At 58.4% G+C, this 23,860-nt stretch carries 19 protein-coding genes; 12 read left to right on the plus strand and 7 right to left on the minus strand.

The annotated features are described in order from the left end of the window. Window positions 1-85 precede the first annotated feature (85 nt). Entirely contained in the window at window positions 86-922 is an 837-nt protein-coding gene (fdhD, locus tag NHG65_RS00255; RefSeq protein ID WP_315292612.1) for a formate dehydrogenase accessory sulfurtransferase FdhD, read from the minus strand. 144 nt (window positions 923-1,066) lie between these two features. Here fdhD and fdnG point away from each other — a divergent pair, with 144 nt between their 5' ends. The 8 genes from fdnG to selB all read left to right on the plus strand — a co-directional run bounded on the left by fdnG (window position 1,067) and on the right by selB (window position 11,310). Continuing rightward, a complete protein-coding gene (gene fdnG / locus NHG65_RS00260; RefSeq protein WP_112349434.1) occupies window positions 1,067-4,114 on the plus strand; it encodes a formate dehydrogenase-N subunit alpha in 3,048 nt (1,015 codons plus the stop codon). Window positions 4,115-4,126: 12 nt separating this feature from the next. Further along, window positions 4,127-5,026 (plus strand): formate dehydrogenase subunit beta, encoded by a 900-nt coding sequence (gene fdxH / locus NHG65_RS00265; protein ID WP_085115213.1) that lies wholly within the window; start codon window positions 4,127-4,129, stop codon window positions 5,024-5,026. Further along, window positions 5,023-5,658, plus strand: coding sequence for a formate dehydrogenase cytochrome b556 subunit (fdoI, locus tag NHG65_RS00270; protein ID WP_085115214.1), 636 nt, complete (start codon window positions 5,023-5,025; stop codon window positions 5,656-5,658). Before fdxH ends, fdoI begins: the two co-directional genes overlap by 4 nt. Beyond that, window positions 5,658-6,587 (plus strand): formate dehydrogenase accessory protein FdhE, encoded by a 930-nt coding sequence (gene fdhE, locus NHG65_RS00275; RefSeq protein ID WP_099062256.1) that lies wholly within the window; start codon window positions 5,658-5,660, stop codon window positions 6,585-6,587. Before fdoI ends, fdhE begins: the two co-directional genes overlap by 1 nt. Window positions 6,588-6,726: 139 nt before the next feature. After that, on the plus strand, window positions 6,727-7,374 hold the full coding sequence (locus NHG65_RS00280; RefSeq protein ID WP_261285696.1) for a DcrB-related protein: 648 nt from the start codon (window positions 6,727-6,729) through the stop codon (window positions 7,372-7,374). Window positions 7,375-7,408: 34 nt separating this feature from the next. Then, on the plus strand, window positions 7,409-8,014 hold the full coding sequence (locus NHG65_RS00285) for a glutathione S-transferase (protein ID WP_085115218.1): 606 nt from the start codon (window positions 7,409-7,411) through the stop codon (window positions 8,012-8,014). A gap of 27 nt (window positions 8,015-8,041) precedes the next feature. After that, entirely contained in the window at window positions 8,042-9,472 is a 1,431-nt protein-coding gene (gene selA / locus NHG65_RS00290) for an L-seryl-tRNA(Sec) selenium transferase (RefSeq protein WP_499182821.1), read from the plus strand. Next, window positions 9,469-11,310 carry a selenocysteine-specific translation elongation factor gene (gene selB, locus NHG65_RS00295; RefSeq protein WP_499182822.1) on the plus strand — a complete coding sequence of 614 codons (1,842 nt, stop codon included), beginning with the start codon at window positions 9,469-9,471 and terminating at the stop codon, window positions 11,308-11,310. Before selA ends, selB begins: the two co-directional genes overlap by 4 nt. 23 nt (window positions 11,311-11,333) lie before the next feature. Here the strand turns inward: selB and NHG65_RS00300 are convergent, their stop codons facing one another. Beyond that, window positions 11,334-12,581, minus strand: a complete 1,248-nt coding sequence (locus NHG65_RS00300; RefSeq protein ID WP_261259906.1) for an MFS transporter — start codon at window positions 12,579-12,581, stop codon at window positions 11,334-11,336. A 219-nt stretch (window positions 12,582-12,800) separates the two neighbouring features. On the opposite strand from NHG65_RS00300, the gene NHG65_RS00305 reads away from it, so the two are divergent. After that, complete coding sequence (locus tag NHG65_RS00305) at window positions 12,801-13,793, plus strand: acyltransferase (protein WP_219015064.1); 993 nt, start codon at window positions 12,801-12,803, stop codon at window positions 13,791-13,793. Here NHG65_RS00305 and NHG65_RS00310 read toward each other — a convergent pair. The 5 genes from NHG65_RS00310 to xylA all read right to left on the minus strand — a co-directional run bounded on the left by NHG65_RS00310 (window position 13,788) and on the right by xylA (window position 19,724). Next, complete coding sequence (locus tag NHG65_RS00310) at window positions 13,788-14,711, minus strand: GlxA family transcriptional regulator (protein ID WP_099062247.1); 924 nt, start codon at window positions 14,709-14,711, stop codon at window positions 13,788-13,790. The genes NHG65_RS00305 and NHG65_RS00310 overlap by 6 nt on opposite strands. Window positions 14,712-14,713: 2 nt before the next feature. Then, window positions 14,714-15,265 carry a cysteine hydrolase family protein gene (locus tag NHG65_RS00315; protein WP_219015065.1) on the minus strand — a complete coding sequence of 184 codons (552 nt, stop codon included), beginning with the start codon at window positions 15,263-15,265 and terminating at the stop codon, window positions 14,714-14,716. A gap of 100 nt (window positions 15,266-15,365) precedes the next feature. Continuing rightward, window positions 15,366-16,760: an amidohydrolase family protein gene (locus tag NHG65_RS00320; RefSeq protein ID WP_219015066.1), complete on the minus strand. Its 1,395-nt coding sequence runs from the start codon at window positions 16,758-16,760 to the stop codon at window positions 15,366-15,368. A 147-nt stretch (window positions 16,761-16,907) separates the two neighbouring features. Continuing rightward, window positions 16,908-18,359 carry a xylulokinase gene (gene xylB / locus NHG65_RS00325; protein WP_499182823.1) on the minus strand — a complete coding sequence of 484 codons (1,452 nt, stop codon included), beginning with the start codon at window positions 18,357-18,359 and terminating at the stop codon, window positions 16,908-16,910. 45 nt (window positions 18,360-18,404) lie between these two features. Then, window positions 18,405-19,724: a xylose isomerase gene (gene xylA, locus NHG65_RS00330; protein WP_099062244.1), complete on the minus strand. Its 1,320-nt coding sequence runs from the start codon at window positions 19,722-19,724 to the stop codon at window positions 18,405-18,407. Window positions 19,725-20,090: 366 nt separating this feature from the next. On the opposite strand from xylA, the gene xylF reads away from it, so the two are divergent. From xylF to xylH, 3 genes are read left to right on the plus strand one after another with little or no spacing between them, the layout of a single operon-like run. Next, window positions 20,091-21,086, plus strand: coding sequence for a D-xylose ABC transporter substrate-binding protein (xylF, locus tag NHG65_RS00335; protein WP_099062243.1), 996 nt, complete (start codon window positions 20,091-20,093; stop codon window positions 21,084-21,086). 29 nt (window positions 21,087-21,115) lie between these two features. After that, window positions 21,116-22,657, plus strand: a complete 1,542-nt coding sequence (locus tag NHG65_RS00340; RefSeq protein WP_499182824.1) for a xylose ABC transporter ATP-binding protein — start codon at window positions 21,116-21,118, stop codon at window positions 22,655-22,657. Then, on the plus strand, window positions 22,635-23,819 hold the full coding sequence (gene xylH, locus NHG65_RS00345) for a xylose ABC transporter permease XylH (protein WP_129936232.1): 1,185 nt from the start codon (window positions 22,635-22,637) through the stop codon (window positions 23,817-23,819). Before NHG65_RS00340 ends, xylH begins: the two co-directional genes overlap by 23 nt. The last annotated feature ends 41 nt before the right edge of the window (window positions 23,820-23,860 follow it).

Below are 23,860 nucleotides of genomic sequence, written 5' to 3' on the forward strand. Positions count from 1 at the left end.
CACCGCGTAAGCAGTCGGATCATTATAGTTATTTAAATGATATTGAAAATGATTATCAATGCCCTACTTAATGTGTGGTTTTAGGTTAGTCCACAATACGCTGCGGGTGGGTAAACACCGTGGCGCGGCCGGGTTTGCTGAAGCCGACCAGCGTCAGGTTGCTGCGCTCGGCGATTTCCACCGCCAGTGAAGTGGCTGCAGAAACCACGAACAGGATCTCGACGCCGCACATGGCCGATTTTTGCACCATTTCATAGCTGGCGCGGCTGGAGACCAGGACAGCTCCCTGCTGCCAGTCTTGTTTCGAGCGCACTCCGAGCAGCTTGTCGAGCGCGACATGCCGGCCGACGTCTTCACAGCCACCCAACAGTTCACCCTGTGGCGAAATCCAGCTGGCGGCGTGGGTACAACCGGTGAGTTGGCCGACGGTCTGCACCTGCTTGAGTTGCCCCAGAGCACCGTCGAGGTTGGCGAGGGAAAAGGTCTGGGTGAACGGCAAAGCAGGCAGCGGGCGAAAAATATCCGCCAACTGTTCGATGCCACACACCCCGCAGCCGGTGCGGCCTGCCATAGCGCGACGACGCTCTTTTAAACCGGCAAAGCGACGGCTGGAGAGCTCGATTTGCACCTCCAGTCCATTACAAGTTTGGTTAATCTCTATACTGTAGATATCGCGCGGTGACTCAATGATGCCTTCGGACAGAGAAAAACCCAGGGCGAAGGCCTCCAGATCCTTGGGGGTACACATCATCACCACGTGAGAGATGCCGTTGTAGACCAGTGCGACCGGAACCTCTTCCGCCAGCCAATCCTGTTGTGCGGTAGTGAGTTGCCCACGTTGATAAACCTGAGACTGGGTTACCCCGGTGAGCAAGGTCTCATTGATGTCATTGATATGTTGGTCTGGCTTTATATTGTTCACTTAAGTGGCACCTGTCTGTAACAACCACATACACGCTGTGGTAATATTGCCGCGTAAAAACAACAGTAATTTTAGCGCTTCCCGCTTCCAGGGGGAAAGCGCCATTTGAAACAATGTGACAATCGCAAGTGAAAGGAGACCCCCATGCAGGTCAGCAGAAGGCAGTTCTTTAAGATCTGCGCTGGCGGTATGGCAGGGACGACGGTGGCTGCTCTGGGCTTTGCCCCGGAAGTGGCGTTAGCGGAAACCCGGCAGTACAAACTGCTGCGCGCCCGTGAAACCCGTAATACCTGTACGTATTGTTCCGTCGGCTGTGGGCTGTTGATGTACAGCCTTGGTGATGGCGCCAAAAACGCCAAAGAAAGCATTTTCCACATTGAAGGCGACCCGGATCACCCGGTCAACCGCGGCGCGCTTTGCCCGAAAGGCGCAGGTTTGGTCGACTTCATCCACAGCGCCAGCCGTCTCCAATACCCGGAGTACCGTGCGCCAGGCTCTGATAAATGGCAGCGCCTCAGTTGGGACGACGCCTTCACCCGCATCGCCAAGCTGATGAAGGAAGACCGTGACGCCAACTTCGTTAAAACCAACGAACAGGGCGTGACCGTCAACCGCTGGCTGAGTACCGGCATGCTGTGTGCCTCGGCTTCCAGTAACGAAACCGGTTATTTAACGCAAAAATTTAGTCGCGCTCTCGGCATGCTTGCCGTAGACAACCAAGCACGTGTCTGACACGGACCAACGGTAGCAAGTCTTGCTCCAACATTTGGTCGCGGTGCGATGACCAACCACTGGGTTGATATCAAGAACGCGAATCTGATTATCGTCATGGGCGGTAATGCGGCGGAAGCGCATCCGGTGGGATTCCGCTGGGCGATGGAAGCCAAAATACACAATAAAGCCAAGCTGATCGTCATCGATCCGCGCTTTACCCGTACCGCGTCGGTGGCGGATTTCTACACGCCGATCCGTTCCGGGACCGACATTGCCTTCCTGTCGGGCGTGTTGCTGTACCTGATGACCAACGACAAGATTAACCGCGAATACGTCCACGCCTACACCAACGCCAGCCTGCTGGTGCGGGAAGACTTTACCTTCGAAGACGGCCTGTTCAGCGGTTATGACGCGGAAAACCGCAAGTACGATAAAACCACCTGGAACTACCAGTTCGACGAAAACGGCTTCGCCAAGCGCGATCTGACACTGCAGGATCCGCGTTGCGTGTGGAACCTGCTGAAACAGCACGTCAGCCGTTATACGCCGGAGGTGGTGAACAATATCTGCGGTACGCCGACCGAAGATTTCATCAAGGTCTGTGAATACATCGCCGAAACCTGCGTGGCGGATAAAACCGCGTCGTTCCTGTACGCCCTGGGCTGGACTCAGCACTCGGTCGGCTCGCAGAACATCCGCACCATGGCGATGATCCAGCTGTTGCTCGGCAACATGGGTATGGCGGGCGGCGGCGTCAACGCGCTGCGCGGCCACTCCAACATTCAGGGTCTGACCGATCTGGGTCTGCTGTCGCAGAGCCTGCCGGGCTATATGACGCTGCCGTCGGAGAAACAGACCGATCTCGACACCTACCTGAAAGCCAATACGCCGAAGGCGCTGCTGCCGGGCCAGGTGAACTACTGGAGCAACTACCCGAAATTCTTCGTCAGCATGATGAAGAGCTTCTACGGCGACAAGGCGCAGAAGGACAACGGTTGGGGCTTTGACTGGTTGCCGAAGTGGGACAAAGGCTACGACGTGTTGCAGTACTTCGAGCTGATGTCACAAGGCAAGGTCAACGGTTACTTCTGCCAGGGCTTCAACCCGGTGGCGTCGTTCCCGAACAAGAACAAGGTGGTGGCCTCGCTGTCAAAACTGAAGTTCCTGGTGACCATTGATCCGCTCAATACCGAGACCTCCAACTTCTGGCAGAACCACGGCGAGTTCAACGACGTTGATCCGTCGAAGATTCAGACCGAAGTGTTCCGCCTGCCGTCCACCTGCTTTGCCGAGGAAAACGGTTCAATCGTCAACTCCGGGCGCTGGTTGCAGTGGCACTGGAAGGGCGCTGATGCCCCGGGTGAAGCGATGAACGACGGGGAAATCCTGGCGGGCATCTTTATTCGTCTGCGTGAGATGTACGCGCGTGACGGCGGTGCGGTACCGGAACAGGTACTGAACATGACCTGGGATTACCTGACGCCGGAAAATCCTGCTTCGGAAGAAGTGGCGATGGAAAGCAACGGTAAAGCGCTGGCGGATGTGCTCGACGCCGACGGCAAAGTGTTGGCGAAAAAAGGTGAGCAGCTCAGCACCTTTGCCCATCTGCGTGACGACGGCACGACGGCCAGCGGCTGTTGGATCTTCGCCGGTAGCTGGACGCCAGCCGGTAACCAGATGGCGCGGCGCGATAACGCCGATCCGTCCGGTCTCGGCAATACGCTGGGTTGGGCCTGGGCCTGGCCGCTCAACCGCCGCATTCTGTACAACCGTGCGTCGGCCGATCCGCAGGGCAAGCCTTGGGATCCCAAACGTCAGTTGCTGGAGTGGGACGGCACCAAGTGGGGCGGGGTGGATATCCCGGACTACAGCGCCGCCGCACCGGGCAGCGATGTTGGGCCATTCATCATGCAGCCGGAAGGCATGGGCCGCCTGTTCGCCACCGATAAAATGGCCGAAGGGCCGTTCCCGGAACACTACGAGCCGTTTGAAACGCCGCTCGGCACCAACCCGCTGCACCCGAACGTGGTTTCCAACCCGGCAGCGCGGGTATTCAAGGACGATCTGGCGGCAATGGGCACGTCCGACAAGTTCCCGTACGTCGGGACCACTTATCGTCTGACCGAGCACTTCCACTACTGGACCAAGCACGCGGTACTCAACGCCATCGCGCAGCCGGAACAGTTTGTGGAGATTGGCGAGAAGCTGGCGGAGAAAAAAGGCATTCAGCACGGGGATACGGTGAAGGTCAGCTCCAACCGCGGCTTTATCAAGGCCAAGGCGGTGGTGACCAAGCGTATCCGCACCCTGCAGGTGAATGGGCAAGACGTCGACACCATCGGTATCCCGATCCACTGGGGTTACGAAGGGGTGGCGAAGAAAGGCTTTATTGCCAACACGCTGACGCCGTTTGTCGGTGATGCCAATACGCAAACGCCAGAGTTCAAGGCGTTCCTGGTCAACGTGGAAAAGGTGTAACGGAGACGAATTATGGCAATGCAATCTCAGGACATCATTCGTAAATCCGCCACCAATGGCTTCACGCCGGCGCCTCGCGCCCGTGACCACCAGGAAGAAGTGGCCAAACTGATCGATGTCACCACCTGTATCGGCTGCAAGGCCTGTCAGGTGGCCTGTTCCGAGTGGAACGACATCCGCGATGAAATCGGGCATAACGTCGGGGTGTACGATAACCCCGCCGATCTGACCGCCAAGTCGTGGACGGTGATGCGTTTCTCCGAAGTGGAGGAAAACGGCAAGCTGGAGTGGCTGATCCGCAAGGACGGCTGCATGCACTGCGCCGATCCGGGCTGCCTGAAGGCCTGCCCGTCGGAAGGGGCAATCATCCAGTACGCCAACGGCATCGTCGACTTCCAGTCCGAGCACTGCATCGGTTGCGGTTACTGCATCGCCGGTTGCCCGTTCGATGTGCCGCGCATGAACAAGGACGACAACCGGGTGTACAAGTGCACCCTGTGTGTCGATCGCGTTGATGTCGGCCAGGAACCGGCCTGTGTGAAGACCTGCCCGACCGGCGCTATCCATTTTGGCACCAAGGACGCCATGAAGGAGATTGCCGCCGAGCGCGTCAGCGAGCTGAACACCCGTGGTTATCAGAACGCCGGTCTGTACGATCCGGCGGGCGTGGGTGGCACCCATGTGATGTATGTGCTGCACCATGCCGACAAACCGCAGCTGTATCACGGTTTGCCGGATAACCCGACCATCAGCCCGGCGATCACGTTCTGGAAAGGCGTGTGGAAACCCCTGGCGGCCATCGGCTTTGCCGCCACCTTTGCAGCGAGTGTGTTCCACTATGTCGGTGTCGGTCCAAACCGCGTCGAAGAGGAAGACAACGACGAGCTGCACGATGAGGAGACGCGCAAATGAGGAAGGAAAAGCGTATTCAGCGCTACAGCGCGCCGGAGCGGATTAACCACTGGATTGTGGCGTTCTGCTTTGTGTTCGCCGCCATCAGCGGGCTGGGGTTCTTTTTCCCCTCCTTCAACTGGCTGATGAACATTTTCGGTACGCCGCAGTTGGCGCGCATTCTGCACCCCTTCGTTGGGGTGATCATGTTTGCGGCCTTCCTGCTGATGTTCCTGCGCTACTGGAAGCATAATCTGATTAACCGCGAAGACATCGTCTGGGCCAAAAACATCCAAAAAATCGTCATGAACGAGGAAGTGGGTGACACCGGGCGTTATAATTTCGGTCAGAAGTGCGTATTCTGGGCGGCAATCATTAGCCTGGTGCTGCTGCTGGCCAGCGGTGTGGTGATCTGGCGGCCGTACTTTGCGCCGTCCTTCCCGATACCGCTGATCCGCATCGCGCTGCTGGTGCATTCGCTGGCTGCGGTGGGGTTGATCATCGTGATTATGGTGCACATTTACGCCGCGCTGTGGGTAAAAGGCACCATTACCGCCATGGTGGAAGGCTGGGTGCCGGCGGCCTGGGCTAAAAAACATCATCCGCGTTGGTACCGAGAGGTCCGCGAGAAACAACAGGAAGACAAACCCTGATGAGCATCCGCATTGTTCCTAAAGAGCAACTAGGGGCACAGCGTGAGAAGTCCACAACGGCGGAAACCATCCCGCCGTTACTTTTCGCGAATCTGAAAAGCCTTTACAACCGCCGTGCTGAACGCCTGCGCAAGCTGGCGACCGACAACCCGCTGGGCGACTACCTGAACTTCGCCGCCCAACTGGCCGAGGCGCAACATCATGCGCTGCACGACAACCCGCTGACGCTGGATTTGACCGACGCGTTACAGCAGAGTGCCGCCAGCGGCAAACCGCCGCTGGATCTGAGCGTCTACCCGCGCAGTGAACACTGGCACAAGCTGCTGGCCTCGCTGATTGCCGAGTTGCGCCCGCAGGCGCCGGAACACATTCTGGCGGTGCTGGATAACCTGGAAAAGGCCTCGTCGCACGAACTGGAACTGCTGGCCGACGCCTTGCTTAACCAGGACTTCGGCAAAATTGGCAGCGAGAAAGCGCCGTTTATCTGGGCCGCGCTGTCGCTCTACTGGGCGCAGATGGCCGGGCAAATCCCTGGCAAAGCGCGTGCGGAATATGGCGAACACCGCCAGTTCTGCCCAGTGTGCGGTAGCATTCCGGTGTCCAGCGTGGTGCATATCGGTACCGTCAGCGGCCTGCGTTATTTGCACTGCAACCTGTGCGAAAGCGAATGGCACGTGGTGCGGATCAAGTGCAGTAACTGTGAGCAAACGCGCGATCTCAACTATTGGTCGCTGGACAGCGAACTGGCGGCGGTGAAGGCGGAAAGCTGCGGTGACTGCGGCACTTACCTGAAGATTTTGTATCAGGAAAAAGACCCGCAGGTTGAAGCGGTTGCCGACGATTTGGCCACGCTGGTGCTCGACGCCAAAATGGAAGATGAAGGCTTTGCCCGCAGCAGCATCAACCCGTTCCTGTTCCCGGGGTCGTAATCTCTGGCATATTGGGCTGAATGTATTCGGCCCTTAGCATTTACCGGATGATTAATTTCGGATTGGGCTTCTGGCTTTCACCCGGGCGAGTTGCTACGTTTACGCAATGACGCGCGAAGCGAAAGGAAAGGGATTGACGATGTTGAAGACCATTGCGAAATTGACGGCGGTTGCTGTTTTGACCCTTGGGCTGGCGGCCTGTGACAACAAGGACGATACCAAGCCGGAAGTGCCGAAGCCGGATACCAAACCGACCGTCACTCAACCTGCACCGCCACCGCCGGTGGTGGAGACGCCCCCCGCGCCCCCTCCGGGCCTGAAAGTCTCGATGCAAAAGGGCAAGATTACCTTTGAATTACCGTCGGGCTTTAGCGATCAGACCGAGAACAGCGGCATCATCAACGACAGCAAATCCACCATTCAGCGCTTCCTTGACGGCAAGTCGCGTCAGAGCACCGTCTCTTCCGAAGTGATCCCGCCGGACGACATGAAGCTCAACAGCAGCGATAAAATGCTGAAAGAGCTGACCCAGAGCATTATCACCGAACTGGGCGACCGCTATCAGAACATCCAGACCACCAAAGAAGAGAGTTTCACCGTTGGTAAACAGAAATTCCATCGTCTGGATACCGAGCAGAGCGTCAACGGGCAGAAGGTGATGTCCACCATTATGCTGACGGTATTCAATAAGCGGGTGGTGACGCTGCAAATGTTGTCGCCGGCCAAAACGCCGGAGGCGCATCAGGCGCTGGTTCAGCAGGTTATCGACACGCTGGCGGTGAAATAACACCGCTGTGGTTTGCAAACCGAGGGGAAGACTGATGAAGCTTATTGGCAGTTACACCAGCCCTTTTGTCCGCAAGATTTCCGTGATGTTGTTAGAAAAGGGGATCGCGTTCGAATTCGTTAACGATCCGCCGTATGAGCCGGGCAGTCGGGTGGTGGAGCTGAATCCGCTCGCCAAGGTCCCGGTGCTGGTGGCCGAAGACGGTGCCGTCTTTTACGACTCGCGGGTGATCGCCGAATACCTCGAACTGCTGTCGGTGGCCCCGGCGTTTTTGCCCGCCGATCGCGCGGCAGCGCTGCGCATCCGTCAGGTGGAAGCCCTGGCGGATGGCGTAACCGAGGCTGCCGCCACGCTGTTTCGCGAGAGCAAACGGGCGTCGGAAAAACAGGACGAAAACTGGATCCTGCGTCAGCGCGCCAAGCTGACGCACGGACTGGACGCGCTGGAAAAACTGGCGCAGGAAAAAACGCTGCTGAACACCGACACGCTGACGCTGGCCGATATCGCCACCGGCTGTGCGCTGGGCTACCTTAATTTCCGCCGCATCATGCCTAACTGGTGTGTTGAGCGACCGGCGTTGATCAAGCTGGCCGAACGGCTGTTTGCCCGCGAAAGCTTTGCCCGCACCTCGCCCCCCTGATCTCCCTCACCCCGCTGCGGCGGGGTTTTGCTTTATGCCGAGACCACCACATTAAAACCGAGCGACCATGAGCCTGAATCCCAGTATCTTTACAGCCAGTTACCCGCCATTGACCGCCTGCTGCGCGATCCCGCTATTGAACCGCTGGTGGAACAACATGGCCAGACGCTGATTAGCGACCTGCTGCGCCAACTGCAACTGCAGGCGCGTGAAACTATTAAACAACATCAACGGCTGCCCGACTGGTGCGCCGATTGGCCGCAGGCGCTTGGCGCAGCGCTGGCACAATGGCAGCGCACGGCGTTGGCACCGGTATTCAACCTGAGCGGTACCGTGCTGCACACCAATCTGGGCCGTGCCCTGCTGGCGCAGCCGGCGATTGAGGCGGTGACGCGTTCGATGGGAGAGCCGGTGACGCTGGAATACGATCTGGATGGCGCCGGGCGTGGGCATCGCGATCGCGCGATCGCGGATTTATTGTGTCAGCTGACCGGCGCGGAAGACGCCTGTATCGTCAATAACAATGCGGCAGCGGTGCTGCTGATGCTGGCGGCAATCGCACCCGGCAAGCAAGTGGTGGTGTCGCGCGGTGAGCTGGTGGAGATCGGCGGTGCATTTCGCATACCTGACGTGATGCGTCAGGCGGGCTGCCAGTTGGTGGAGGTGGGTACCACCAACCGCACTCATCTTAAAGACTACCGTAACGCCATTAACGACCAGACCGGGTTGCTGATGAAGGTGCATACCAGCAACTACAGCATTCAGGGCTTTACCGCCGCGGTGGACGAAGCCGAACTGGCGCAGCTCGGTGCAGAGCACGGCCTGCCGACCGCCACCGATCTGGGCAGCGGCTCACTGATTGATATGGCGCAGTATGGTCTGCCGGCCGAGCCTATGCCGCAGCGGTTGCTGGCCGCCGGGGTTGATCTGGTGACCTTCTCCGGTGACAAACTGTTGGGCGGCCCACAGGCCGGTATCATCGTCGGTAAAAAGGCGCTGATTGCCCGACTGCAGCAGCATCCTTTGAAGCGTGCGCTGCGCGTTGGCAAGCTGACGTTGGCAGCGCTGGAGGCTACCTTGCGGCTCTATCAGCAACCCGAGCTGCTGGCACAACAGCTGCCGACGCTACGATTGCTGACTCGCCCACAGCAGGCGATGCAGCAGGCTGCCGAACATCTGTTACAGGTGCTGACGCCACAATTTGCCGGGCATTTCCAACTGCGTGCCGAGCCCTGCTGGTCGCAGATTGGTAGCGGCTCGTTGCCGGTGGATCGGTTGCCGAGCTATGCATTGACCTTTACGCCGCAGGACGGCCGCGGCGCGACGTTGGAGGCACTGGCGGAACGCTGGCGCCGTCTACCGCAGCCGGTGATTGGCCGAATTAACGACGGCAGGCTGTGGCTCGATCTGCGCTGCCTGGAGCAGGAAGAGGCGTTGATTGAGGCATTGAGCGCATGATTATTGCTACCGCAGGCCATGTCGACCATGGCAAGACCACCTTGCTGCAGGCGATCTCCGGGATCAACGCCGATCGCCTGCCGGAAGAAAAACGCCGGGGCATGACCATAGATCTGGGCTATGCCTACTGGCCGCAGCCCGATGGTCGGGTGCTGGGCTTTATCGACGTGCCTGGCCATGAAAAATTCCTCGCCAATATGCTGGCGGGCGTTGGCGGCATTGACCATGCGCTGCTGGTGGTGGCCTGCGACGACGGTGTGATGGCACAAACTCGTGAGCACCTGGCGATCTTGCGGTTGAGCGGCCGCCCGGCATTGACGGTGGCGCTGACCAAGGCCGATCGGGTGGATGAGGCGCGTATTGATGAGGTACGGCAGCAGCTTGGCGAAGAACTGGCCCGCCAGGGTTGGCATCAGGTGCCAATGTTCGTCACTGCTGCGCTACAGGCGCGGGGCATTGATGCACTGCGTGCGCACCTGTTGGCATTGCAGCCTGACGAACATGCGTTGACGCGCCGTTTCCGCCTGGCGGTGGATCGCGCATTCAGCGTGAAGGGGGCGGGTTTGGTGGTGACCGGCACTGCATTGGGTGGAAAGGTCGCGGTGGGTGACCTACTGTGGCTGACCGGTGTCGATGCCCCGGTGCGGGTACGAGGTTTACACGCTCAAAATCAGCCGGTTGAGCAAGCGCAAGCCGGGCAGCGTATCGCCCTGAATATCAGCGGTGACGTCAGCAAAGAACAGGTGGCACGCGGTGACTGGCTGCTGGCGCAAAAGCCGCTGCTGGCCGCCGAGCGTATTCTGGTCGCACTGGATGCCGATCGGCCGATACGGCACTGGCAGCCACTGCATCTGCATCATGCTGCCAGCCATATCACCGGGCGAATTTCGCTGCTGAATGAAGGCTTGGCAGAGCTGCTCCTCGATCGCCCGTTGTGGCTGGCGGAAAACGATCGGCTGGTGCTGCGAGATATTGGCGCACGCCAAACGCTAGGGGGAGCCAGGGTGCTGAGTTTGACGACGCCGAAGCGTGGCAAGCGCCAACCTGAGTATCTGGCCTGGCTGGCAGCGCTGGCACAGGCTGACGACGACCGACAGGCGCTGGCGTTGCATCTGCCTAACGGCGCACTGGATCTGGCCACTTTTTCCTGGGCACGGCAACTGACCGAAGGCGAGCTGGCGTCGCTGTTGGCGGGCCGTGAGTTGCTGATTAGCGGCAATATGGCGCTGGCGCAGGAGAATGCCCAGCAGGGCCAACAGCGTCTATTACAGGTATTGGCCGAGTATCACCTGCAGCATGCCGATCAGCTCGGTCTGGGGCGGGCACGCCTGCGGCGCATGGCCTTGCCTCAGTTGGCTGAACCGCTGGTATTTATGATGATCGATCGGCTGCTGGCCGAGGGGGTTATACACAATACGCGGGGCTGGTTGCACCTGCCGGAGCACGGTCTGGCCTTCAGTGCAGAAGAGCTGGCTCTGTGGGTGCGTATCGAGCCATTGTTCGGCGACGAGGCCTGGTGGGTGCGCGATCTGGCGACCGAATTGGGCGAGGATGAGGCCCAGGTGCGGGCGACGTTGCGTAAAGCGGCGCAGTTGGGGCATGTCACGGCGGTGGTGGTGGATCGTTACTACCTAAGCCGACGCATAGAACAGTTCGCTGCACTGATCCGCGAGCTGGATGTGGAGCAAGGCAGTGCCAACGCCGCCGATTTTCGCGATCGGCTCGGCGTCGGCCGCAAGCTGGCGATCCAGGTATTGGAGTTCTTCGACCGCAGCGGTTTCACCCGCCGCAAAGGTAACCAGCACCTGCTGCGCGACGGCGGGTTGTTTAACGGCTAGCGGGGCATTTGCCCCGCATTTGATTACAACGCGGCGTTAGGCGTCGGGGTTGCGTCGCCGCTGCGGCGTTTGCTGAGGAACAGCGCCACCAGAGCCAGCCAGCACAGGCCGCTGACCAGGTTGAACAAATTGAACAACCCGCTGCCGCCCCAGACGTAGGCCACTTTCGCCAGCTCAATTCCGACGGTGAACACCATCATGCTCAGCATGCCCATGGTGGCGGAAACCGTGCCCTTGCTCACATTGCTTGAGAACAGCGTCAGGCGGTACAGCCCGGCGTTGGCCAGCCCGATACCGTAAGCGTACAGGCTCAGGCCCGCAGTCATCCACAGATAGGCGTGAGTTGAGAACAGCGTGGCCAGCGCCGCGATCAGCAGCCCCAGCATCATTGGCCCTGCGCCCAGTTTGATCAGCCGTTGGACGCTGTTCTTGCCGGTCATCCGCGCCAGCGTCAGGTTGCCGAGGATCAGCGCGCCGAACACCGGAATTTGCAGCAGGCCGTAATCCAGCGTCGACAGCGACTCGCCACTGATCAGGATCACCGGTGATTGGGCAATCCAGGCCAGCAATGGCAGGCTGGCGAAGCCAATGGCCAATGCACCACAGACAAAACGACGGTTGGACAGCACCTGGCGATAGTCACGCCACAGGTTGGCAGCCGAGAGTTTCTCACCCTGCAGCGACGCGGTTTCCGGCATCGCTTTCCACAGGCCGTAGAAGGCAAACGCTGCCAGTGCCGCAAACAGCACAAACATGCTTTGCCATGGCGCGACGTGGATCAGCGCTGCACCGGCCAGCGGCCCGAGCAGCGGGGCGATCAGTGCCACGTTGGCCATCAGCGCGGTGATTTTTATACACACCGATTCCTCAAAGGATTCCTGTATCGTGGCGTAGCCCACCGCACCGATAAAGCACAGGCCAATCCCCTGCAGGAAACGCATAAAGATAAACTGCTCAATGCTGGTCACCAGCAAAATCGCCAGGCAGGCGACGATAAAGAACGCCACGCCGGCCAGCATCACCGGGCGACGGCCACGGCGATCCGACAACGGCCCCAGCAGCCATTGCAGGAAAATACCGCCGGCCAGATAGGCGGTCATGGAGGTGGGCACCCACTCTTCACCGGCGTTGAAATCTGCCACCACCGCCAGCATGCCAGGCTGGATCATATCGTTGGCGATATAGGTGGCGAATTCGAACAGCACCAGACACAGAGGGAATAAAAGCGCCTGTCGACCCAAGCGAGCCGCAGGTGGTAATGTTGTTTTCATATTTATCGTACTGAAAGTAAAGAAGAAATAAGGAACTGTCAGGGCGGGAAGCGCTATCTGAGCGAGTTGTGGCGGCTATTTTGCCGCCAATTGTTCACCTTGGCAATAATAAGGTGTTGTTTCAGCACATTCTGATATTGCCCGTCAGGGTTGCCACCCACACTTTCGCTGGTTAACCTCCTTTTAACAGACGAAGATGACAATATTGCGGGCGACCTTTTGAGTAATAAAATTGGCTGGATAGATAACTTGCGCGCGGTGGCGTGCATGATGGTGGTGATGATCCACGCGACCACCTATTACGTCACCAGCGGGGTGGCGGTGGGCGAACACAACTGGGATATCTCCAACCTGTTGAATTCGATGTCGCGCGTCTCGGTGCCGTTATTTTTCATGATTTCCGGTTATCTGTTTTTCGGTGAGAAAAGCGCCGGTAAGAAACATTTCATCCGCATTGGCTGCTGTATCTTGTTCTACAGCGCCATCGCGCTGATCTATATTGCGACGTTCACCAAGATTGGCTTCTGGCCGTCGCTGCGCGGCATATTGCTGAAACCGGTGTTCTATCACCTGTGGTTCTTCTATGCGATCGCGGTCATTTATTTGCTGTCGCCGTTGATCAACGTCAAACCGGTATCGCGCCGCTATCTGGCCGCTGTACTGGTGATCCTGGCGGTGATCGCCAACCCCAATACCCGTCCGCTGACCCTGGGCAATGTGCACCTGCTGCCGGTGAATCTGTATATCTATGGCGACACCTTCTATTACCTGCTGTATGCGTTGGCCGGCCGGGCGATTGGCATGATGGACACCCAGGGACGTGGCATCAGTTGGCTGGCGGCGTCAGGTTTTGTGTTTAGCGTGGCGTTGATTATTCACGGCACCAAAAGCCAGATGTTTATTAACGGTAATTTCGCCGATACCTACTACATCTACTGCGGCCCGCTGGTGTTTATCGCGGCGGTATCACTGCTGATCTGGTTTAAAAACTGTCTGCCGGAGCCGATTGGCTGGTTGGGCGTTTTTTCCCGCCATTCGCTGGCGATCTACGGTTTTCACGCCATTATCGTTAACTTTATGCGTAACCGGCATCTGGAGCTGACGGCCCATCCATGGCTGGATATCTTCTGGGTGTTCGGGGTGGCGTTGGCACTCAGCTTGCTGTTGTCGATAGGGCTGCAGAAAATAGACCCTCGACGGCTGGTGTCATAGCCCGGTTGAACCGCGCTGTTGGGCGCGTCTCAGTTGGCGGCCGGAGGAAAACCCCGCCGCCAAGGCCGCTTTCTCCAGCCCATAGCCTTGCTGCAGGCGCTGCTGCGCTACTGCCAGCCGTAGCTGCTCATGATACTCGCGCACGCTGATACCGATATGGCTACGGAACAATCGTGCCAGATGACGGCTACTGACGTGGGCCTTTTCCGCCACCTGCGGCACCGACCATTCCGCTTCCGGTTCGGCGGCCATCACGTCTTGCGCACGGTGCACCGCCGGGTGCAGGTGGTTACGGTAGCGTAGCCAGGGTGAAAGCTGCGGGTCGTCGCCGGAACGGCGAAAATACACCACCATCTCACGGGCGATTTCCATTGCCCGGGTAGCGCCACACTGGCGGTTAATCAGGTGCAGAGCCAGATCGATACCGGCGGTGATCCCCGCGCTGGTGTAAACGCCGCGGTCTTCAACAAAGATGCGATTTTCTTTCACCTGCGCTGCCGGGGCCTGCTGGCGCAGGCGATCGAGCACGTCGTGATGGGTGGTGCATTGGTAGCCGTCGAGCAAACCGGCCTGCGCCGCCAACAGGGCGCCGGAACAGACGCAGACCAATGTGATACGTTGCTGTTGCAGGTCGGGCTTCAGCGCAGCCAGCCAGCGGCGGGCCTGTTCGGCTGGCGCAGTGGCGAAGAAATGCTGCGAATCACTGACGCCCGGAACCACCAGAATAGCGCCGTTTTCCAGCCGGTCAGGCAGCGGCTGTAGCTGACTCAACGTCATGCCGATCGAGCAGGTGACCTGCGGCAGTGGGCTGATGTAGCGCAGGCTGAACTGCCCGGCCAGGCGCAGAGTTTCCGCCGGGCCGCTGACGTCCAGCGACAGCACCTGGGGCAGCATCAGAAAGTAGACGGCCTGCGGCATGATTACTCCTGTGAGAGTTGCGCCAGTGCCTCATCCACGCTGGCGATGCGGGCGAAGCGATCGACCAGCACCGTCTCAGTATGCCGCTTGAGCTGTTCGGTGGTAAAGACTTGTCCGTCGGGGTGTTGCATCGGGAAGGTCAACGTGGCTTCGGTGACAAAGGTGACCTGATAGCCGAGATCGGCCGCTACCCGGGTGGTGGTTTCACAGCACTGCTCGGTACGGATGCCGCAGATAATCAAATGCTTGATATGTCGCTCAAGCAACCAGGCATCCAGGCCGGACTCGGTCAGTGCGTTGTGCACCTGTTTGTGTACCGTGACATCGGCCTGATGGTCGAGGAAGGGCAGGCGCTTTACCCAGCCGGACGCCAACGAAAAGGGCCCCTCTGGCGACACGTGGAACACGTCAACCAGCGGCACGCCTTGCTGGTGACAGCCTGCGATCAACCGCGTCAGCGCCTGCTGGAAAGCCGGCAGATCCTCTTCTTGCCAGAATGGACGATGCTGGAATGATTGCTGAACATCGATGATCAATAACGCGCTCTGTGACATTTTCGGCCCTCCGCCAATTAGGTATAACGCCATACTGCGCCGTTACCCAGTAGGGAAGAAGGCCAAAAACGGCCATCATGGTGGCATCAGCGGACCAGCATCAGGCTTTGCCGATCTGGCCGGCGACCAGCCGCCCTTGATGGAAGGTGGCGCGGCGAGTTGGCAGGCGGGCTACCGCTTCGGCGGAGCAACTGGCGTTGATCAGCACGAACTCTGCGCTGTCACCGGCTTTGGGCCACACTCGTTGACCCTTGTCATTCAGCGGCAGCACGCCGCCGGTGGAAATGGCCATGGCGCGTGACAGATGAAACTCGTCAGAACCCCGGTAAAGTTGGGCGTAAAGGTTGGCTTTTTCCAGAATGTCGCCAGTGCCGAACGGGGACCAGTGGTCGATCACGCTGTCGGTTCCGGTCATCACAAATACCCCTTTCTCACTGAGCTGTGGCAGCGGCATCATCAGCCCGCCAATCGGCACCGTGGAGGCGATGGTGATTTGCTGCGCGGCCAGACGGGTAGCGGTTTCCTTCAGCTCATTCGGGTTCAGCGAGGTCAGGGCAAATGCGTGGCTGATGGTGACTTTACCGCGCAGCGAAGGGTTCTTTTCTACGGTGGTAATCATGTAGTTGATGGCGGCCACCCCGGCCGGGCTGGTTTCATGCAGGTGGATATCGACGCCTTTGCCGGTGTCGAGCGCAATCTGGAACATGGCGTCCAGTGACTGTTCCATCGCACCGTCGACGTTGGTCGGATCCAGCCCGCCAACGTATTGCACCCCCATTTGCATGGCTTCACGCATTAAGCCGTCAACTTTAGAGTGCAGCAGGCCGTGCTGTGGGAAGGCGACGATTTCACAGCTGAAATCGGCCTGGTGAATTTCCAGCGCGCGCTGCAGGTGTTCCAGGCTTTTCAGCCCGCTGACCGGATCGATATTGCAGTGGCTACGCGCCACGGTACTGCCTTTGGATTGCAGCAGGGCGATCAGGTTTTCTGCACGTTGTTGTGAGGTAGGCAACAGCTTGGGGATCAGCGTCTGTTCCAGCGCAATCATGTCCATAATGGTTTTGCCCTGACGCGGACGCGGTGCCTGCCATGGGCCGCTGTAAAAGGTTTTATCCAGGTGGATATGCATGTCGCGAAATGCCGGCAACAGCAACTGGCCCTGTGCCTGATAGCGTGGCACACCAGTGGGAACCGCTGCCTCTTTTGGGTGGATGGCGGCAATTTTTCCGTCTTTGATTTCAAGCTGATAGAGCGCGGTGCGGGTGCCGATCACCGTGTTGCCATCGTACTCAAAACCGTCTTCCAGCCGCACATCGCTCAGCCAGTAGTGGCTGTCGGTCAGGGTCATGGGTTGGGTCTCCGGTGTACAGGGGCTGCCCGTCGGCACGGCGGCCTGCGCCACGCCGCCGGTCAGGCCGATCACCGCACAGGCAGTGGTAATTTTGCCGGTTTGGCTGAGGAAAGCTCTGCGGCTTTGTTGTTGATTTTTTTCCACGTTCAGTTCCTTAATCCAGAGGTGAGGTGTGTCAAAAGACAGCCACCAATTTAGGAGAGGAGCCGACGGGTTGGCAGTGACATTTGCCACTGGCGACTATTCGATTTGGCAATAATAAGGGGGGCGGGTATTACCCCACCCCTGTTTTTACATCAGCGGCAACAGACGGGTATAGAGTTCGCGGAAGGTGCTGCGTAGCACAGCGTACTGTTGGTGGCGCTCGGCATCTGGGGTATGTACCTGCTCCAGCGGTAATTCAGGCAGCAGTTCGCCGAGTGGGCGCTGCGGGTTCAGTGCGATCTGCGCCAGCCGCGCGGCCCCCAGCGCCGGACCGACGTCGCCGCCGGTGCGGTATTCCAGCCGCTGGCCACTGATGTCCGCCAGCATTTGCCGCCAGAATGGACTGCGTGCGCCGCCGCCAATCAGGGTGATGCTGGAGGGCTGCAGGCCGCTGGCGTGCAGCACGTCCATCCCGTCGGCCAGGGCGAAACCGACGCCTTCCAGTACCGCCCGCGCCAGATCGTTCGGACCATGCTGATGGGTGAGCCCCCAGAATGCCCCCTTGGCGTTCGGATTATTATGCGGAGTTCGCTCTCCGGACAGATAGGGCAAAAACCACAGCGGAGCCGCCGCCGGGGAGGCCTGTTCAACGTTACGCAGCAGGGTGGCGACGTCTTCGACATTAGTCAGTTTGCAAACCCAGTCCAGACAGGAGGCGGCGCTGAGCGTCACCGACATCAGGTGCCAGGTGTCAGGCAGCGCATGGCAGAAGCTGTGTACCGCGCTGGCCGGGTTGCTGAGAAAGCCGTCGCTGACCGCGAAATACACCCCCGAAGTACCGAGCGACAGCATCGCCTGCCCGGCCTGATACAGCCCCACGCCGATCGCCCCGGCCGCGTTATCGCCGCCGCCGGCCACCACCGGTACCGGCGACATGCCCCAGCGGCGGGCCAGTTCGGTATGGGTCTGGCCGGTTACCTGATTGCCCTCGAACAGTTGCGGCATCTGGCGGCGGGTCAGGCCGCAGGCGGCCAGCATCTCGTCGCTCCAGTCGCGTTGCGCTACGTTCAGCCAGCCGGTACCGGCGGCGTCCGACATGTCGCTGGCGAAGTCGCCGGTGATGCACCAGCGCAAATAATCTTTAGGCAACAGCACTTTATCGATGTGCTGAAACACCTGGGGCTCATGCTGTTGTACCCACAGCAGCTTAGGGGCGGTGAAGCCCGGCATCATCAGGTTGCCGGTGATTTGCCGTGATTGCGGTACCGCCTGTTCCAGCGCCAGACATTGCGCGGCACTTCTGCCGTCGTTCCACAGGATCGCCGGGCGTAGCACCTGTTGCCGTGCGTCCAACAGCGTGGCGCCGTGCATCTGGCCGCTGAGACCGATGGCTTTTACCTGCTGCAGGCTGTGCTGCTTGCCCAGCGCCAGCATCGCGCGATCGGTGGCGTGCCACCAGTCCTGCGGCGCTTGCTCTGACCACAGGGGGTGAGGGCGGGAAATGGGCAGCGACTCACCGTGGCTGGCAAGCAGTTGGCCCTGCTCACTGAGCAAAATGACTTTTACGCCGGAGGTGCCGAGGTCGATGCCGATATACATGGTTAAGGATCCTTAAATGCGCGGCGGAGCGCCGCGCGGGGTCAGTTAGCCGAACAGGTAGCGGTTCATCAGGTTTTCAAGCTGCTCCTGGCGGCCGCTGACGTGCTGTGGCGCCAGTGCATGTCCTTCAGCGTACTGCGCCAGGGCTTCGAGCGACAGTTTGCCCTGCAAAATTTGCTGGCCCAATTCACCATTCCAGCCGGCATAGCGTTTGGATACCTGCTGGTGTAACTGACCGTCAGTCACCATTTTCGCTGCGACCTTCAGCGCCAGCGCCATGGTGTCCATGGCACCAATATGGCCATAGAACAGGTCGTATTTGTCGGTGCTTTGACGGCGCACCTTGGCATCAAAGTTCAGCCCGCCGGTGGTAAAGCCCCCGGCCTTGAGAATTTCGAACATCACCAGCGCGTTCTCTTCTACGCTGATCGGGAACTGGTCGGTGTCCCAACCCAACTGCGGGTCGCCCCGGTTGGCATCGACGGAACCAAAGATGCCGAGCGCAATGGCGGTGGCGATCTCATGGTGGAACGAGTGACCCGCCAGCGTGGCGTGGTTGGCTTCGATATTCACCTTGATCTCTTTCTCCAGGCCGAACTGCTTGAGGAAGCCGTAAACGGTGGCGACATCGTAGTCGTATTGATGCTTGGTCGGCTCCTGGGGTTTGGGCTCAATCAGCAAGGTGCCCTGGAAACCGGTTTTATGTTTGTGCTCCACCACCATCTGCATAAAGCGGCCAATTTGCTCACGCTCCTGGCGCAGGTCGGTGTTCAGCAAGGTTTCATAGCCTTCGCGCCCGCCCCACAGCACGTAGTTCTCACCCCCCAGGCGTTGAGTGGCATTCATGGCGGTAAACACCTGAGTGGCAGCCCAACTGAACACTTCCGGATCCGGGTTGGTGGCGGCACCGGCGCCGTAACGCGGGTGGGTAAAGCAGTTGGCGGTGCCCCACAGCAGTTTTACGCCGCTGCCGTGCTGTTTTTCCTCCAGTACGTCGGTCATGACCGCAAAGTTGTGCAGATACTCTTTCAGCGAAGCGCCTTCCGGCGAAACGTCGACGTCATGGAAGCAGTAGTAGGGGACGTTCAGCTTGTGGAAGAACTCGAACGCCACGTCGGCTTTGCGTTTGGCCAGCGCCAGCGCATCGCCCGGTTGCTGCCAGGGACGATCGAAAGATCCGACGCCGAACATGTCCGCGCCGTTCCAGCAGAAAGTATGCCAGTAGCAGGCGGCAAAACGCAGGTGCTCCGCCATACGCTTGCCGAGCACCAGTTCATCCGGATTGTAATGATGAAAGGCCAGCGGGTTATTACTGGTGGGGCCTTCGTAGCGCACTTGCTCAAGCTGATCAAAATAAGATTGCATTATCGACTCCTGGGTAGCAATGCCCGGTTTACGGGATGCCTTTATCTTCGGAGTTTGCGACAGGTTGCTCAATTACGTTATTTCACACTTAAATTCACAGAATTATTAAATGTGCGACAGATCTCATAATCGGTTATTAACCGTAGTTTATTTAAGGCTTAATTCATTTTTATTTGTCGACCTGCTGCTTTTCAGCCTGAAAGCATGACCGCCATCATAAAAACAACATTAAACCAAAAATCATAATTGGCCGGTAAAAATCAGCAATTGCTGAATATTAAATAACCGATAACAATCCGCTCTAAGTTGTATCGCCAGTCTGTTTCAATTATTGCCCCTACCCGTTAAATAAAAAAGGTATATAAGATGAAATTCAAACCTGTGTTCCTTTCGGTCTGCGCACTGCTGGCGCTGGCCAGCCAACCGGCGTTCAGCAAAGAAGTCAAAATTGGCATGGCGATCGACGACCTGCGCCTGGAGCGCTGGCAAAAAGATCGCGATATCTTTGTCAGTAAAGCCAAGTCACTGGGGGCAGACGTGTTTGTTCAGTCGGCCAACGGCAATGAAGAAACCCAGATGGCGCAGATTGAAAACATGATCAACCGCGGCGTCGACGTGCTGGTGATTATTCCCTACAACGGCAAGGTGTTGAGCAACGTGATCAGCGAAGCCAAGCGGGAAGGCATTAAAGTGCTGGCTTACGATCGCATGATTAATAACGCTGATATCGATTTTTACATCTCCTTTGATAATGAAAAGGTCGGTGAGTTGCAGGCGCAAAGCCTGGTGCAACGGGTGCCGCAGGGCAATTATTTCCTGATGGGCGGCTCGCCGGTGGATAACAACGCCAAGCTGTTCCGCCAGGGGCAGATGAAGGTGCTGCAACCGCTGATCGACGGCGGGAAAATCAAGGTAGTGGGCGATCAGTGGGTCGACGGATGGTTGCCGGAAAACGCATTAAAAATCATGGAAAATGCGCTGACTGCCAACAATAACAAGATTGATGCGGTAGTGGCTTCCAACGATGCCACCGCCGGTGGTGCGATCCAGGCGCTGGCCGCTCAGGGCCTGGCGGGCAAGGTAGCCATCTCCGGTCAGGATGCCGATTTGGCGGCGGTGAAGCGTATTGTCGCCGGTACTCAGACCATGACGGTGTATAAGCCGATCAGCAAGCTGGCCGACGAGGCGGCGGGCATCGCGGTGCAACTGGGCAAGGGTGAACAGCCGAAGGCCAACGCCACGTTAAATAACGGCAGCAAAGATGTGCCATCCTGGTTATTAACCCCTATTCCGGTGGATAAATCGAATATCGACAGCACCATTGTTGCCGACGGCTTCCACAAAAAAGCCGACATTAATTAATTCCGACAGCCGGTAATGCGGAGGGAATAATGCCCAGCCTATTAGAAATGAAAAATATCACCATGCAATTCGGGGTGGTCAAGGCGGTGGATAATGTCAGCCTGAAATTAGAGGCCGGACAGGTATTATCGCTGTGTGGTGAAAATGGTTCGGGAAAATCCACCCTGATGAAAGTGCTGTGCGGAATATATCCGCACGGCAATTATCAGGGCGATATTTATTTCTCTGATGATTTATTAGCGGCAAAAAACATTCGCGACACCGAGCAGAAAGGCATCGCCATCATCCATCAGGAGCTGGCGCTGGTGAAGCAGATGACGGTGCTGGAAAACATGTTTCTCGGCAATGAATGGTGTCGATACGGCGTAATGGATTACGACGCCATGTACCTGCGCTGCCGACGGATGCTGGCGCAGGTCAAGCTGGAGGTGGATCCCAACACCCCTATCGGCGAACTGGGGTTGGGCCAGCAGCAGTTGGTGGAGATTGCCAAGGCGCTGAACAAGCAGGTGCGGCTGCTGGTGCTGGATGAGCCGACGGCGTCGTTGACCGAAAGTGAAACCGCTACGCTGCTGGCGATCATTGGGGATCTGCGCGATCACGGCATCGCCTGTATTTACATTTCGCACAAGCTGAATGAGGTGAAGGCGATCTCGGATCTGATCTGCGTGATCCGCGACGGCAAGCACATCGGCACCCACCCGGCGGCGGAAATGAGCGAGGACGATATTATCGCCATGATGGTCGGGCGTGAGTTAACCGAGCTGTATCCGCAGCAACAGCATGATATCGGTGAGGTGATCCTGCAGGTGGATAACCTGACCGCCTGGCACCCGGTGAATCGCCATGTTCGGCGGGTGGACGATGTTTCTTTCAGTCTGCGACGCGGCGAAATACTCGGTGTGGCCGGGTTGGTTGGCTCCGGGCGGACCGAAACCATGCAGTGCCTGTTCGGCGTCTACGCTGGCCGGTGGCAGGGAAGCATTACCCTCAATGGCCAGCCGGCCGCTATTAACAATTGCCGCCAGGCAATGCGGTATGGCATCGCCATGGTGCCGGAAGACCGCAAGCGTGATGGCATCGTACCGGTGATGGGCGTGGGGGCCAATATGACGTTGGCGGCATTGAGTGATTTTAGCGGTGCGCTGACGGTGATCGATGATGCTTTGGAACAGGCGACCATTCGCCAGTCGCTGGCACAGCTTAAGGTAAAAACCTCCTCGCCTGAACTGGCGATTGCCCGGCTGAGCGGCGGTAATCAACAGAAGGCTATTCTCGCCAAGTGCCTGCTGCTGAAGCCGAAAATTCTGATATTGGATGAGCCGACGCGCGGTATCGACATCGGTGCCAAACATGAAATCTATAAGTTAATCAATCAACTGGTACAGCAGGGCATTTCGGTGATCGTGGTGTCTTCGGAACTGCCGGAAGTGCTGGGATTAAGCGATCGCGTCCTGGTGATGCACCAGGGACGCATCAAGGCGTCGTTGATCAACCAGGGTCTGACCCAGGAACAGGTGATGGAAGCCGCATTGAGGAGTGAAACAGATGTCGAAAAACACGCAGTCTGAAGCGATCGTGCCGGCAATGGTGGAGAAAAGACCCATAGTGAAACTGAAGTCCATCAATTTGCAGGTGTTTGTGATGTTGGCGGCGATAGTCGTCATTATGCTGTTCTTTACCTTTACCACCGAGGGGGCTTATCTCAGCGCGCGTAATATTTCCAACCTGCTGCGCCAGACGGCGATCACCGGCATTCTGGCGGTCGGTATGGTGTTCGTGATTGTGTCGGCAGAAATCGACCTGTCGGTCGGTTCAATGATGGGGTTGTTAGGTGGGGCGGCGGCGATTTTCGACGTTTGGCTTGGCTGGCCATTGCCGCTGACCATCGTGGTGACGTTGCTGGCCGGTCTGCTGTTGGGGGCCTGGAACGGTTGGTGGGTGGCTTATCGCAAGGTTCCGTCGTTTATCGTTACCCTGGCGGGGATGTTGGCCTTTCGCGGCATTCTGATCGGCATTACCAATGGTACTACCGTGGCACCGACCAGCGGCGCGATGTCGCAAATTGGCCAGAGCTATTTGCCGAACGGTCTGGGTTTTGGCATCGGTGCGGTTGGGCTGATGCTGTTTGTTGCCTGGCAGTGGCGGCGGCGCAGTCGGCGTGCCCAGCTCGGTTTGCCCGTGGCCACACCGACCGGTGATGTCACCCGGCAAAGTATTTTGGCACTGCTGGTACTCGGCGCCATCTATTTACTCAACGATTACCGTGGGGTGCCGACGCCGGTGTTGATCCTCACCGCACTGATGCTGGCGGGGATATTTATGGCCACCCGCACCGCCTTTGGCCGTCGGATCTACGCCATCGGCGGCAATATTGACGCGGCGCGGCTGTCGGGTGTCAACGTCGAACGCACCAAGCTGGCGGTGTTTGCCATCAACGGCCTGATGGTGGCCATTGCCGGTCTGATCCTCAGTTCACGCCTCGGTGCCGGTTCACCTTCGGCGGGCAATATCGCCGAGCTGGACGCCATCGCCGCCTGTGTAATTGGCGGCACCAGCCTGGCCGGGGGCATCGGCAGCGTGGCCGGCGCGGTGATGGGCGCGTTCATCATGGCATCGCTGGATAACGGCATGAGCATGCTGGACGTGCCGACCTTCTGGCAGTACATCGTTAAGGGCGCCATTTTGCTGCTGGCGGTATGGATGGACTCCGCCACCAAGCGCCGGGCATAAGAATAGCGTCTGAGCTCACAGTTATGAGGTGATGCCTGCTG

The organism is Serratia myotis (assembly GCF_027474885.1).
In the GTDB taxonomy this organism is placed as follows: domain Bacteria; phylum Pseudomonadota; class Gammaproteobacteria; order Enterobacterales; family Enterobacteriaceae; genus Serratia; species Serratia proteamaculans.

Coding starts and splice junctions, on each gene's coding strand:
- xylH (WP_129936232.1), top strand. CDS start 22,635: ATGTCGAAAAACACGCAGTCTGAAGCGATCGTGCCGGCAATGGTGGAG.
- fdhE (WP_099062256.1), top strand. CDS start 5,658: ATGAGCATCCGCATTGTTCCTAAAGAGCAACTAGGGGCACAGCGTGAG.
- selB (WP_499182822.1), top strand. CDS start 9,469: ATGATTATTGCTACCGCAGGCCATGTCGACCATGGCAAGACCACCTTG.
- xylB (WP_499182823.1), bottom strand. CDS start 18,359: ATGTATATCGGCATCGACCTCGGCACCTCCGGCGTAAAAGTCATTTTG.
- NHG65_RS00315 (WP_219015065.1), bottom strand. CDS start 15,265: ATGTCACAGAGCGCGTTATTGATCATCGATGTTCAGCAATCATTCCAG.
- NHG65_RS00280 (WP_261285696.1), top strand. CDS start 6,727: ATGTTGAAGACCATTGCGAAATTGACGGCGGTTGCTGTTTTGACCCTT.
- NHG65_RS00310 (WP_099062247.1), bottom strand. CDS start 14,711: ATGCCGCAGGCCGTCTACTTTCTGATGCTGCCCCAGGTGCTGTCGCTG.
- fdoI (WP_085115214.1), top strand. CDS start 5,023: ATGAGGAAGGAAAAGCGTATTCAGCGCTACAGCGCGCCGGAGCGGATT.
- fdxH (WP_085115213.1), top strand. CDS start 4,127: ATGGCAATGCAATCTCAGGACATCATTCGTAAATCCGCCACCAATGGC.
- NHG65_RS00340 (WP_499182824.1), top strand. CDS start 21,116: ATGCCCAGCCTATTAGAAATGAAAAATATCACCATGCAATTCGGGGTG.
- xylA (WP_099062244.1), bottom strand. CDS start 19,724: ATGCAATCTTATTTTGATCAGCTTGAGCAAGTGCGCTACGAAGGCCCC.
- xylF (WP_099062243.1), top strand. CDS start 20,091: ATGAAATTCAAACCTGTGTTCCTTTCGGTCTGCGCACTGCTGGCGCTG.
- NHG65_RS00285 (WP_085115218.1), top strand. CDS start 7,409: ATGAAGCTTATTGGCAGTTACACCAGCCCTTTTGTCCGCAAGATTTCC.
- NHG65_RS00300 (WP_261259906.1), bottom strand. CDS start 12,581: ATGAAAACAACATTACCACCTGCGGCTCGCTTGGGTCGACAGGCGCTT.